We start from the raw sequence: 12,276 nt of genomic DNA, 5'->3' as shown, positions 1-12,276 counted from the left end.
GGGGGGGAACCGTGTGTCCCGCCCCGCCGGGCGGAGGTCCGGTCCCCTCCCCGGGGACAGCCGGAAGCGACCTCGGGGCCTCCGGCGAATCGGGTGCGGACGGGCACGCCCGCGGGGCCGTCGTGCCGTACGGCACCGACAGCCCCGGGCAGGCTCAGTACCCGCGGTACTGCTGACTGTTGTACGGGTCCTGGTAGGGAGCGGGACCCGGCCGCGGAGCCGCGGGGCGCATCGCCTCGTAGCCCGCGGGCGGAACCGGACGCGGCGGCTGCGGCTGGGGGCCGGGGTAGCCGCGCGGCGCGGTCGCCTGCTGCGGGATGTACGCCGCGGGCGCCTGCTGCAACGGGGCGGGCTGCGGCATCTGCGGGTAGCCGTAGGAGGGCTGGGACGGGGCCGCCGGGAGGGCGGGCAACGCCGAGGGGAGGGCGGGCAGATGGCCGGCCGGCGCCTCGTACGCGGCGGGGACCCGGATCGGGGCGATCTGCGGGGTACCCCGCTCGGCCACGAGGGAGTCGTAGATCGGGGTGTCCGGGAAGGCAGCGGAGTAGTAGCCGCCGCCATAAGTGGAGCGGGGGGAGGTCATGGCACATAAGTTAAGCCCACGATGTGCTGGTTGGGGAGACCGATAAGAGGGTTGTTTTCCGTGCCCGGTGTGACCGGGGATCCCCAATGCGAGCGAACTTACGGAAAACGGACGCATCGGCAGGCGTATTTCGTGTAAAGGCCGAGTTCCGGACGGGTTACCGGCGGTTGGCCACCGGTTCCCGCGCACTCCCCGTGGGAGTTCCCCGCGCGGGGGAATAAGTTGTGCGCACGAACACCGACGGATGCCGGGTCCCGGCCCGGCGCGGCGACCCGTGATGGGGGCGGACATGTCAATGCCGAAGGGATCGAACACACCGGTGCCGACGACGGCACTACGGGTGGACGTGGGCCGGCGCTCCGGCCCCGGCGTACCCGACGCGGACGCCTCGGCCCTCCTGCTGACCGGCGGGAAGGTCCGCTCCGACGACGACTTCGTCTTCTACAACCAGCCCGCCCACGCCTCCGGCGCCGTGCGCCACGAGGGCAAGCGGGACGCGGGAGGGCGGGCCACCGACACCCTGCTCGTCGACCTCACGCGCGTGGAGCCCGGCATCGAGACGGTGATCCTGGCCGCCTCCTGCGACGGCGGCACGTTCGGACAGGTCCAGGACCTGTACATCGAGGTCAAGGACGCCGCGAACGGCACCGTGGCGGCCCGCTTCGACAGCACGGGCGCGACCACCGAGACGGCGTTCGTCCTCGGCGAGTTCTACCGGCGCCAGGGTGCCTGGAAGTTCCGCGCCGTCGGCCAGGGCTACAGCAGCGGACTCGAGGGCCTCGCCACCGACTACGGCATCACGGTGGACGAGCCGCAGCACGCCCCCGCGGCGCCCGCCGCCCCCGCGCCCCCGGTGCCGCCCGTCACGCCCCCGGTCACCCTGTCCCCTCCGGTCGCACCGCCCCCGCCGTCCGCTCCCCCCGCGCCGGTCCGGCTGACGAAGGTGACGCTCACCAAGGCGGCCCCCTCCGTCTCCCTGACCAAGCAGGGCGGCACGTCGGGCGCCCTGCACGTGAACCTCAACTGGGAGGTCCGCAAGCAGTTCTCGGGCTGGGCCGGCAAGCTGGGCCGCCCGGTCGCCCTGCACTCCGATCTCGACCTCGACCTGTGCGCCCTGTACGAACTCACCGACGGACGCAAGGGCGTCGTCCAGGCCCTCGGCAACGCCTTCGGCGCACTGCACCAGCCCCCTTTCATCCACCTGGACGGCGACGACCGCACCGGTGCCGCGGCGAACGGCGAGAACCTCACCGTCAACCTCGACCACAAGCACCTCCTCCGGCGCGTCCTCGTCTTCGTCACCATCTACGAGGGCGCCCGCTCCTTCGCCGACCTGCACGCCACGGTCACGCTCCGGCCGCAGCACGGCGCGCCGATCGACTTCTCCCTCGACGAGTGCACCGTCCCCTCGACGGTGTGCGCGCTCGCCCTGATCACCAACACCGGCGGCGGCGAGCTCGTCGTCCAGCGCGAGGCCCGCTACCTGGTCCCCGAGCGCGGAGTGAGCCCGCAGCGCACCGTCGACCACGCCTACGGGTGGGGCATGAACTGGACCCCCGGCCGCAAGTGAGGGCCGTTCAGCCCTCGTCCGGCACGGCGTCCGGACGTGTGTAGGTGCGGCCCTTCCAGGCCGCACCGCGCCCCCGGTGGTGCCGCACCGCCGAGTCCACCGTCATCAGCAGGTACAGGAACGCGGTGAACGGCAGCAGGGGAGCGAGCCACAGCGGTTGCCGGTAGTACCGGAGCATCGGCACGTACGTCCCCGACATCACCAGCCAGGCCGCCGCACCGAGGACCGCCGCCGTCCCGCTCCCCGTCACCGCGCCCACGATCACCGCGACGGGCGGCACCAGGTACACCAGCGCCAGCCCGGCGACCGTACCGGCCAGCAGCACCGGGCTGTGCCGCAGCTGCGCGTACGCGCTCCGTGCCACCATGCGCCACAGGTCGCGCAGCCGCGGATACGGACGCACGCTGTCCACCCGGTCCGCGAGCCCCAGCCAGACCCGTCCGCCGCTCCGCTTCACCGCGCGGGCGAACGCCACGTCGTCGATGACGGCCTGCCGGATCGCGTCCGGGACCCGCGCCCGCCCGGCCGCCTCGGTGCGCAGCAGCACACAGCCGCCCGCCGCGGCGGCCGTACGGGTCCCCTCCCGCCCGATCCGGCGGAACGGGTACAACTGTGCGAAGAAGTAGACGAACGCCGGTACGACCAGGCGTTCCCAGAGGCTCGCCACCCGCAGCCGCGCCATCTGCGAGACGATGTCGAACCCCCCGGTACGGGCCGCCGCCACCAGCCGGCGCAGACTGTCCGGGGCGTGCGCGATGTCGGCGTCCGTCAGCAGCAGGTACTCGGGGTCACGCGCGCGGGCCAGCCCCATGCCGTGCCGCACCGCCCACAGCTTGCCGGTCCAGCCGGCGGGCGGCTCACCCGGAGAGCCCACCGTGAGCGGCAGCCCGCCGTGCCGGTCCGCGAGCTCCCGCGCGAGCTCCCCGGTGCCGTCCGTGCTGCCGTCGTCGACGAGAAAGACCTCGGCCCGGCCCGGATAGTCCTGGGCGAGCAGCGAGGGCAGGCTCGCGGGCAGCACCGCCGCCTCGTCCCGCGCGGGGACCACGACACACACCGACGGCCAGGTCCCCGGGTCGCGGGACGGCGGGAGTCGCACATCCGTACGCCAGAAGAAGCCCTGGCAGAACAGCAGCCACCACCAGGCGGCGAGTGATCCGGCGGCACTCCACACAACGGCGCTCACCTGCCGCAGTCTGCCCCACGACAGGGGCCCGAAGCGGCTCATCGTCTATCGTGGCCGGGTGAAGATCGCGCTCATGGACTCCGGAATCGGGCTGCTGGCGGCCACCGCCGCGGTACGGCGTCTGCGCCCCGACGCCGATCTCGTCCTCTCCCTCGACCCCGACGGCATGCCCTGGGGGCCCAGAACCCCGGAGGACCTCACCGGGCGTGCCCTCGCCGTCGCCGAGGCGGCCGCCGCGTACCGCCCCGACGCGCTGATCGTCGGCTGCAACACCGCCACGGTGCACGCCCTCACCGCCCTGCGGGCCCGCCTCGAGCCCGGCCTGCCGGTCATCGGCACCGTCCCGGCGATCAAACCGGCCGCGGCCGGCGGCGGACCGCTGGCGATCTGGGCCACACCGGCCACGACCGGCAGCCCCTACCAGCGGGACCTGATCGAGAACTTCGCCGACGGCGTCACCGTCACCGAGGTGCCGTGCTGGGGGCTGGCCGAGGCGGTGGAGCGCGCGGACGAGACGGCGATCGACGCCGCCGTCGCCGCGGCCGCCGAGCTCACCCCGGACGACGTGACGACCGTCGTCCTGGGCTGCACCCACTACGAACTGGTCGCCGAGCGCATCCGGGCCGCCGTGCAGCGCCCCGGCCGCCCGCCGCTCGCCCTGCACGGCTCCGCCGGAGCGGTGGCCGCCCAGGCCCTGCGCCGCCTCGGTGAGCAGCCCGCCCCCCAGGCGCCGGCGAGCGGCACCCTGACGGTGCTGCTGAGCGGGCGCGAGGGCGCGCTGCCCACGGCCGCCCTCACCTACGCGGAGGGCCGGCTGCTGCGGCACACCGCCGCCGCCCGGACGGCCCAGTAACACTGCGCCACGAGGTACCCGCGGAGCGGATTCTGAGTAACCTCGGATCCATGAGGGACCACCGCCACGGCGAGCACGCCCCGTACTCCGAGGTCTGGACCGGTCGCGCGACCAACCGCTTCCAGTGGTTCCTGGCGCTGATCGGCGTCGCCTGCCTGGCGCTCGGCATCGCGCTGGCCGTCGACTCCCCGTGGACGTCCGGCATCGCGCCGCTGGCCATGGCCGTCGTCGGCTGCATCGCCGCCGGGCTGCTGGTCCTGTTCGGCACCCTCGCCTTCGTGCACGTCGCGCTGCGGGTCGACGAGGAGCATCTGGAGGTGCGCTGCGGTCACATCGGCGTGCCCCGCCGCCGCATCCCGCTCTCGCACGTCGCGGGCGCGGAGTTCGCCCCGCACGTCACCCCGCGGCACTGGGGCGGCTGGGGATACCGCTGGCGCCCCGAGAAGGGCACAGCGGTCGTCGTACGCCGCGGCGAGGGCATCATCCTGCGCCTGTGGGACGGCCACACCTTCACGGTGACGGTGGACGACGCGGAAGCGGCGGTGACGGTCATCCGGGACCGCCTCCGCCCCCGCAAACACTGACCGCGCGGCCGCGGGCGGTCCTGCCTCCCCGGTGCCTCAAGGATCCGGGAGGCGCCCCGCGCACCCGCGGCGGCGAGGGTCCGCCCGGCGTCCCGCACCCCGCCGACCGTGCTGTCGGCCGCCAGGTCACGCGCCGTAGACTCCCGGAGTGACCGTCACCGCAACCTCCGTCGACGAGTCGGACCCGATGCCGCCGCAGACCGCGCCCCCGGCGCGGGGCGGGCGGCTGGTGCGCCTCCTCCCGGCCGCCGCAGCCGCGCTCTCGGGCCTGCTCCTCTACGTCAGCTTCCCGCCGCGCACCCTGTGGTGGCTGGCCCTGCCCGCCTTCGCCGTCCTCGGCTGGGTGCTGCGCGGCCGGAGCTGGAAGGCGGCGCTCGGCCTCGGCTACCTCTTCGGCCTCGGCTTCCTGCTGCCGCTGCTGGTGTGGACCGGTGTGGAGGTCGGCCCCGGCCCGTGGATCGCCCTCGTGGTGATCGAGGCGGTCTTCGTCGCACTGGTCGGCGCGGGCGTCGCCGCGGTGTCGAAACTCCCCGGGTGGCCGGTGTGGGCGGCGGCGCTGTGGATCGCCGGCGAGGCGGTACGCGCGCGTATACCGTTCAGCGGCTTCCCCTGGGGCAAGATCGCGTTCGGCCAGGCGGACGGTGTCTTCCTGCCGCTCGCCGCGCTCGGCGGCACCCCCGTACTGGGCTTCGCCGTCGTGCTGTGCGGCTTCGGCCTGTACGAGACCGTCCGGCTGACCCTGCGGGCCCGGCGCACCGGGACCGTACGGCGGGCCGCGGCGGCCGTCGGCGTGCTGAGCGTCGCCGTACCGCTGGTGGCCGCCCTCGCCGCCCGGTCGCTGGTCAGCGACAAGGCCGAGGCCGGCACCGTGACCGTCGCCGTCATCCAGGGGAACGTGCCCCGCCTCGGCCTCGACTTCAACTCCCAGCGGCGCGCGGTCCTCGACTACCACGCGCGGGAGACGGAGCGCCTGGCCGCCGACGTCGCGGCCGGCAAGGCCGAGCGCCCCGACATCGTGCTGTGGCCGGAGAACTCCTCCGACATCGACCCCTTCACCAACCCCGACGCGCGCACCGTCATCGACAAGGCGGCCAAGGCCATCGGCGCGCCCGTCTCGGTCGGCGGCGTGGTCGACAGGGACGGCGAGCTGCTCAACGAGCAGATCCTCTGGGACCCGGAGAAGGGCCCCGTCGACACCTACGACAAACGGCAGATCCAGCCGTTCGGTGAGTACCTCCCGCTGCGCTCCCTGGTGGGGGCGATCAACGAGAACTGGACGTCGATGGTCAGCCGTGACTTCAGCCGGGGCGGCGAACCGGGCGTCTTCACCATGAACGGCGCCGGCGTCGGCCTGGTCACCTGCTACGAGGCCGCCTTCGACTGGGCGGTGCGCGACACGGTCACCGCCGGCGCCCAGCTGATCTCGGTGCCCAGCAACAACGCCACGTTCGGCCGCAGCGAGATGACCTACCAGCAGCTCGCCATGTCCCGGGTCCGCGCCGTGGAGCACAGCCGCGCCGTCACCGTGCCGGTGACCAGCGGGGTCAGCGCGGTCATCATGCCCGACGGGGAGATCACGCAGAAGACCGGCATGTTCGTCGCCGACTCGCTGGTGCAGGAAGTGCCGCTGCGCACCTCCCGGACTCCCGCCACCCGCCTCGGCATCCTCCCGGAGATCGCCCTCGTCCTGGTCGCCGCGGGCGGACTGGGATGGTCCGTCGCCGCCGGGGTGCGCGGGCGACGCGCCGGTGACGTGCGGTAGTACGCCCGCCGCACGCCCCCTGAAGCGCGGGGGAGGGCTCTGACCGGCCGGTTAGGGTCGGGGGCATGGCTACTCCTGACTTCATCCGCACCCTGCGCGCCTCCGCCGGTCATCAGCTCCTCTGGCTCCCCGGGGTCACCGCCCTCGTCTTCGACGACGAGGGCAGAGTCCTGCTGAACCGGCGGACCGACACCCGCAAGTGGTCGGTGCTCGGCGGCATCCCCGACCCCGGGGAGCAGCCCGCGGCCTGCGCCGTGCGGGAGGTCGAGGAGGAGACCGCGGTGCGCTGCGCCGTCGAGCGGGTCGTCCTGGTCCAGGCGCTGGACCCGGTGACGTACGAGAACGGCGACGTCTGCCAGTACATGGACATCACCTTCCGCTGCCGTGCCCTCGGCGGCGAGGCACGGGTCAACGACGACGAGTCGCTGGACGTCGGCTGGTTCGCCGTGGACGCGCTGCCGGAACTGAACGAGTTCGCGCGCTTCCGGATCAAGCAGGCCATGTCCGACGCACCCACATGGTTCGACCCCACTGGAACCGGCTGAACTGTAGGGCTTGCCCACATGGGGCGTGGTGGGGGTGCTGCCTAGGGTCGACACATGACCGCGCCCCGTGCCCTTCCGGCCCCCCACGCCACCCCGCTCGACCTCGGTGGCCGTACCGCCCTCGTCACCGGCGCCGCCGGCGGTATCGGCCGCGCCTGCGCGCTGCGGCTCGCGGCCGCCGGGGCCGAGGTCAGAGCCGTCGACCGGGACGCCGCGGGCCTGGCGGCGCTCGCCGAGGCGGCCCGGGACGCCGGGGGCGCCGTCGAGCCGCACGTCCTCGACCTCACCGACCTGGACGCCGCCGAACTCGCCGCCGCCGGCACCGACGTGCTGGTCAACAACGCCGGGCTGCAACTGGTCCGCCCCATCGAGGAATTCCCGCCCGACGTCTTCCACACGGTGCTCACCGTGATGCTGGAGGCACCCTTCCGGCTCATCCGGGGAGCCCTGCCCCACATGTACGGCCAGGGATGGGGCCGCATCGTCAATGTGTCCTCGGTCCACGGCCTGCGCGCCTCCGCCTACAAGTCCGCCTATGTGGCCGCCAAGCACGGCCTGGAGGGACTGTCCAAGACCACCGCCCTCGAAGGCGCGCCCCATGGCGTCACCTCCAACTGTGTGAACCCCGCCTATGTGCGCACCCCACTGGTCGAGAAGCAGATCGCCGACCAGGCCCGGACCCACGGCATCCCCGAGGACCGTGTCCTGTCCGAGGTGATGCTGCGGGACAGCGCCGTCCGGCGGCTCATCGAACCGGAGGAGGTAGCCGAGGCGGTGGCCTATCTGTGCGGCCCGCAGGCGTCCTTCGTGACCGGTACCTCACTGGTCCTGGACGGCGGCTGGACCGCGCACTGAGACACCGGCCGACGTCGGCCGGCCGTCGGCCGGCGGAGTTTTCCACAGGCCTGACGGGGCGGCCGCGCGATGAGGAATCCTGTGAGCATGTCCCGCGATCACGTCCAGTCCGCCGAGCGTCCCGCCCCCGCCGCCGGAGCGCCGGGCCGGACGCGTCCCGACGCCGGCCCCGCGTCCGGCGGCGCCGAGACGCCGTTCCTGGAGCTGCTGGCACGCGGCGCCTCCGCCGAGGCGTACGAGCAGCCGGTGCTGCTCGCCCGCGCCGAGGGACTGCCCGCCGAGCGGATCACCGCCCTCCAGCAGGCCAAGGTGCTCGCCCTGCGGGTGCGCGCGGAGCTGGAGGGGCGCCGCCGCCGGGAGGCCGAGCTGTCCGCACTCTTCGAGACCGCCCACGACCTCGCCGGACTGCGCGACCTGGACGCCGTGCTCCGGGCGATCGTGCAGCGCGCCCGTTCCCTGCTCGGCACCGACGTGGCCTACCTCAGCCTGAACGACCCGGCCAGGGGCGACACCTACATGCGGGTCACCGAGGGCTCGGTCGCCGCCCGCTTCCAGCAGCTGCGCCTCGGCATGGGGGAGGGGCTCGGCGGCCTCGTCGCCCAGACCGCCCGCCCCTACGTCACCGACGACTACTTCCGCGACGACCGCTTCCAGCACACGCGCAGCATCGACACCGGCGTGCGGGACGAGGGGCTCGTCGCCATCCTCGGCGTGCCGTTGACGCTCGGACACCACGTCATCGGCGTCCTGTTCGCCGCGGACCGGCGGGCCAGGGTCTTCGAACGGGAGCAGATCGCCCTGCTCGGTTCCTTCGCCGCCCTCGCCGCGGCCGCCATCGACACCGCCAACCTGCTCGCCGAGACCCGCTCGGCCCTCGCCGGCCTGGAACGCGCCAACGAGATCATCAAGGACCGCAGCGCGGTCATCGAGCGCGCCTCGGAGGTCCACGACCGGCTGACCGGACTGGTCCTGCGCGGCGGCGGGGTGCACGACGTGGCCGCCGCCGTGTCCCAGGTCCTGGACGGCACGGTCGAGTTCACCGAGGCCACCGCGGCACCCGGCCGGGCCCTGGAGTCCTCACGGGCGGAAGGCCACGCGGTACGGCACCGGGACGACTGGATCGCCGCGGTGGCCGCCGGAGACGAACTCCTCGGCGCGCTGGTCCTGCGCGGCCACCCCGGCCTCGACCCCGTCGACCAGCGCACGCTGGAACGCGCGGCCATGGTCACCTCACTGCTGCTGCTCGCCCGCCGCTCCGCCGCCGAGGCCGAACAGCGCGTCCGCGGCGAGCTGCTCGACGACCTGCTCGACGCCCGTGACCGGGACCCGCGCCTGCTGCGCGAGCGCGCGGCCCGGCTGCACGCCGACCTCGACGCCACCCACACCGTGCTCGCCGCCCGCCTGGAGGGCCCCGCCGCCGGCGCCGACGAGGAGGCGGACGCCCGCAGACGGCTGTGGGCCGCGGCCTCCCACCTCGCGGCCACCCGGCAGGGCCTCGCCGCCGCACGCGACGGCGGCACCGTCCTGCTGCTGCCCCTCACCCCCGGCGACACCGCCACGGAGCTGGCCCGCCGCACCGCCCGCCACCTGGGCACGGCCGTCCACGAACCGGTCACCGTCGGCGCGTCCGCCCCGGTCGAACACCTCACCGCCCGCCCCGACACCGTGGCGTCGGCCTACGCGGAGGCCCGCCGCTGCCTGGACGCCCTCCGCCTCCTCGGCCGCGCCGGTGACGGCTCCGCCGCCGAGGACTTCGGCTTCCTGGGGCTGCTGCTGGCCGGCGAGCGGGACATCGCCGGCTTCGTGACCCGCACCATCGGCCAGGTCGTGGCGTACGACGAACGACGCGGCACCGAGCTGCTGCGCACCCTCGACGCCTACTTCGCCTGCGGCATGAGCCCCGCCCGCACCAAGGACGAACTGCACGTCCACGTCAACACGGTCGCCCAGCGGCTGGAACGCGTCGGCCGCCTCCTCGGCGACGACTGGCAGAGCCCGGCGCGGGCCCTGGAGATCCAGCTCGCCCTGCGCCTGCACCGCCTGTCGGGAGGCGCACCGCCCCCCGCACGGCACTGACTCCCGTACGCGCTGCGCGTACGGGAGTCAGTGCCGTGCGGGATCAGACGGTGCGCGCGTCCCGGACCGTCTCGACCGGTTCGCCCGCGCCACCCGACGGGTCCGCGTCCGCCAGATCCCGGTGCCGGGTCTCCTCGGCGGCCGCCACGGCGACGATCGTCAGCAGGCTCGCCGCGATGACGTAGAGCGAGATCGGCGTGGAGCTGCCGTGGTCCGAGAGCAGTGCCGTGGCGATGAGCGGCGCCGGCGCGCCCGCGGCCACGGAGGCGAACTGGGCGCCGATGGAGGCACCGGAGTAGCGCATCCGGGTCGCGAACATCTCGGAGAAGAAGGCGGCCTGCGGCGCGTACATCGCCCCGTGCAGTACCAGACCCACGGTCACCGCCAGCAGCAGGCTGCCGAAACCGCCGGTGTCGATCAGCGCGAAGAACGGGAACATCCACAGCCCCACCCCGGCCGCGCCGATCAGATACACCGGACGCCGCCCGAGCCGGTCCGACAGGGCACCCCAGGCCGGGATGACGGCGAAGTGGACCGCCGAGGCGATGAGCACCGCGTTGAGCGCGGTCTGCTTCGAGACCCCGGCGGACGTGGTCGCGTACACGAGGATGAACGCGGTGATCACGTAGTAGCCGATGTTCTCCGCCATCCGCGCCCCCATCGCCACCAGCACGTCACGCCAGTGGTGCCGCAGGACCGCCACGACCGGCATCCGTTCGGCGCCCGCGTCCGCCTTGCGTGCCTCGGCCCGCTCCAGCGCCCGCTTGAACACCGGCGACTCGTCGACGGAGAGACGGATCCACAGACCGACGATCACCAGCACCCCGGACAGCAGGAACGGGATCCGCCAGCCCCAGGCCCCGAACGCGGAGTCCGACAGCACGGCGGTCAGCAGCGACAGCACACCGGTCGCCAGCAACTGCCCCGCCGGCGCACCGGTCTGCGGCCACGAGGCCCAGAACCCGCGCCGCCGCGCGTCCCCGTGCTCGGACACCAGCAGCACGGCACCGCCCCATTCACCGCCGAGCGCGAACCCCTGGACCAGCCGCAGCACGGTGAGCAGCACGGGCGCGGCACTGCCGACGGTCGCGTGCGTGGGCAGCAACCCGATCGCGAACGTCGCCCCGCCCATCATCAACAGGCTCAGCACCAGCAGCTTCTTGCGCCCGAGCCGGTCCCCGTAGTGCCCGAAGACCAGCGCGCCGAGCGGCCGCGCGGCGAACCCCACGGCGTACGTCAGGAACGACAGCAGCGTGCCGACCAGCGGATCGGAGTCCGGGAAGAACAACTCGTTGAAGACGAGCGCGGCGGCCGAGCCGTAGAGGAAGAAGTCGTACCACTCGATGGTGGTGCCGATGAGGGACGCGGCGACGATGCGCTTGAGGTTGTCCGGGGCAGGTGGAGCGGCTGCGGGCGACGACATCGGCACCACTTCCTGGGCTGTGACGGGGACGTTTGCGTGTCGCCACACCGTAGGAATCCGCAGGTCAGGCGCACATGTGGCGGGGCAACATAGTTCGGGGGCCGGCTATGCGTGCGGCCACCATGCCAGCTCATGCAAAGGCGGTTCAGGGGATCGATGGTGGCCGAAACGAGTGCCGTCCGGGATGCGTAGTTCAGGGTGATTTGACGGCGCGGTGCTGACTCCCGTGCTGGTTCGGTGCCGACCATGAAGTCATCTCATTTGGCTGGGTAAGCTGCCGGTCGTGGCAGGGATTGTTGAGCGGCTGGTGCCGGACGAGTTGTGGGGGCTGTTCCAGCGTGTAGTGCCGGAGGCGCCATCGCGGCCTCAGGGCGGTGGTCGGCGTCGGCACGGCGACCGCGAAGTGCTGGCCGCGATTGTCTTCGTGGCGACCTCGGGCTGCACGTGGCAGCAGTTGCCCTCCGCCTCGTTCGGACCGTCCGGCGCGACGGCCCATCGCCGGTTCACCGAATGGACGAAGGCCCGGGTATGGGCCAAGCTCCACCGCCTGGTCCTCGACGAACTCGGCTCCCGCGGTGACCTGGACTGGTCCCGCTGTGCGATCGACTCGGTGAACATGCGGGCGATGAAAAGGGGACCTGACGGGTCCGAATCCTAATGGGCGGCGAAGCGAGGCACCCGGCACCGCATCGCCCGCAAGGGCGTCGAGACGTCACAGCGACTCGGCCGCCACCGCTGGACCATCGAACGCACCATGTGCGCCACGAGGCGCTCTGTTTGTATCCCCGGCTCAGCCGGGAGGAACTCGGAAGGAGGTTTCTGGGCCGGATGACTTACCTGGA

The 12,276-nt window shown here is 73.3% G+C and carries 10 protein-coding genes and 1 pseudogene; 8 read left to right on the top strand and 3 right to left on the bottom strand.

Annotation, left to right across the window (positions count from 1 at the left end; all coding sequences use genetic code 11):
- Positions 1-154 precede the first annotated feature (154 nt).
- Complete coding sequence (locus IH50_RS0136390) at positions 155-583, bottom strand: DUF6643 family protein (protein WP_030872710.1); 429 nt, start codon at positions 581-583, stop codon at positions 155-157.
- A gap of 295 nt (positions 584-878) precedes the next feature.
- On the opposite strand from IH50_RS0136390, the gene IH50_RS0136385 reads away from it, so the two are divergent.
- The gene (locus IH50_RS0136385; protein WP_030872701.1) at positions 879-2,153 is read left to right on the top strand and encodes a TerD family protein; all 1,275 of its coding nucleotides are present in this window, start codon (positions 879-881) and stop codon (positions 2,151-2,153) included.
- A gap of 7 nt (positions 2,154-2,160) precedes the next feature.
- Here IH50_RS0136385 and IH50_RS0136380 read toward each other — a convergent pair whose 3' ends face one another.
- The gene (locus tag IH50_RS0136380) at positions 2,161-3,378 is read right to left on the bottom strand and encodes a glycosyltransferase (RefSeq protein ID WP_051767596.1); all 1,218 of its coding nucleotides are present in this window, start codon (positions 3,376-3,378) and stop codon (positions 2,161-2,163) included.
- Positions 3,379-3,394: 16 nt separating this feature from the next.
- Between IH50_RS0136380 and IH50_RS0136375 the strand changes: the two genes are divergently transcribed.
- The 6 genes from IH50_RS0136375 (at position 3,395) to IH50_RS0136350 (ending at position 10,011) form a co-directional block, all read left to right on the top strand.
- Positions 3,395-4,189: a glutamate racemase gene (locus tag IH50_RS0136375; RefSeq protein ID WP_030872693.1), complete on the top strand. Its 795-nt coding sequence runs from the start codon at positions 3,395-3,397 to the stop codon at positions 4,187-4,189.
- Positions 4,190-4,239: 50 nt separating this feature from the next.
- A complete protein-coding gene (locus IH50_RS0136370) occupies positions 4,240-4,773 on the top strand; it encodes a hypothetical protein (protein ID WP_030872691.1) in 534 nt (177 codons plus the stop codon).
- Between the two features lie 148 nt (positions 4,774-4,921).
- Positions 4,922-6,535 (top strand): apolipoprotein N-acyltransferase, encoded by a 1,614-nt coding sequence (lnt, locus tag IH50_RS0136365; RefSeq protein WP_030872689.1) that lies wholly within the window; start codon positions 4,922-4,924, stop codon positions 6,533-6,535.
- Between the two features lie 65 nt (positions 6,536-6,600).
- Entirely contained in the window at positions 6,601-7,080 is a 480-nt protein-coding gene (locus IH50_RS0136360; RefSeq protein WP_030872688.1) for an NUDIX hydrolase, read from the top strand.
- Positions 7,081-7,134: 54 nt separating this feature from the next.
- Positions 7,135-7,935, top strand: coding sequence for a 3-hydroxybutyrate dehydrogenase (locus IH50_RS0136355; RefSeq protein ID WP_030872685.1), 801 nt, complete (start codon positions 7,135-7,137; stop codon positions 7,933-7,935).
- An 87-nt stretch (positions 7,936-8,022) separates the two neighbouring features.
- Positions 8,023-10,011: a helix-turn-helix domain-containing protein gene (locus IH50_RS0136350; RefSeq protein WP_030872679.1), complete on the top strand. Its 1,989-nt coding sequence runs from the start codon at positions 8,023-8,025 to the stop codon at positions 10,009-10,011.
- A gap of 43 nt (positions 10,012-10,054) precedes the next feature.
- On the opposite strand, the gene IH50_RS0136345 is transcribed toward IH50_RS0136350, so the two are convergent.
- Positions 10,055-11,434 (bottom strand): MFS transporter, encoded by a 1,380-nt coding sequence (locus IH50_RS0136345; protein ID WP_199822195.1) that lies wholly within the window; start codon positions 11,432-11,434, stop codon positions 10,055-10,057.
- A 274-nt stretch (positions 11,435-11,708) separates the two neighbouring features.
- Here IH50_RS0136345 and IH50_RS0136340 point away from each other — a divergent pair.
- Positions 11,709-12,191: pseudogene (locus IH50_RS0136340) on the top strand (transposase); the annotation flags it as partial.
- Between the last annotated feature and the right edge of the window lie 85 nt (positions 12,192-12,276).

Origin of the sequence: Streptomyces sp. NRRL S-37, assembly GCF_000721605.1 — a bacterium.
GTDB lineage: Bacteria > Actinomycetota > Actinomycetes > Streptomycetales > Streptomycetaceae > Streptomyces.
Note: the sequence above shows the minus strand (reverse complement) of the source record. Positions and strands in the feature narration are given on the sequence as shown.

Bases quoted from the DNA above. Each gene is read 5' to 3' on its own strand.
- IH50_RS0136360 (WP_030872688.1), top strand. From the start codon at position 6,601: ATGGCTACTCCTGACTTCATCCGCACCCTGCGCGCCTCCGCCGGTCAT.
- IH50_RS0136380 (WP_051767596.1), bottom strand. From the start codon at position 3,378: ATGAGCCGCTTCGGGCCCCTGTCGTGGGGCAGACTGCGGCAGGTGAGC.
- IH50_RS0136355 (WP_030872685.1), top strand. From the start codon at position 7,135: ATGACCGCGCCCCGTGCCCTTCCGGCCCCCCACGCCACCCCGCTCGAC.
- IH50_RS0136345 (WP_199822195.1), bottom strand. From the start codon at position 11,434: ATGTCGTCGCCCGCAGCCGCTCCACCTGCCCCGGACAACCTCAAGCGC.
- IH50_RS0136385 (WP_030872701.1), top strand. From the start codon at position 879: ATGCCGAAGGGATCGAACACACCGGTGCCGACGACGGCACTACGGGTG.
- IH50_RS0136390 (WP_030872710.1), bottom strand. From the start codon at position 583: ATGACCTCCCCCCGCTCCACTTATGGCGGCGGCTACTACTCCGCTGCC.
- IH50_RS0136370 (WP_030872691.1), top strand. From the start codon at position 4,240: ATGAGGGACCACCGCCACGGCGAGCACGCCCCGTACTCCGAGGTCTGG.
- IH50_RS0136350 (WP_030872679.1), top strand. From the start codon at position 8,023: ATGTCCCGCGATCACGTCCAGTCCGCCGAGCGTCCCGCCCCCGCCGCC.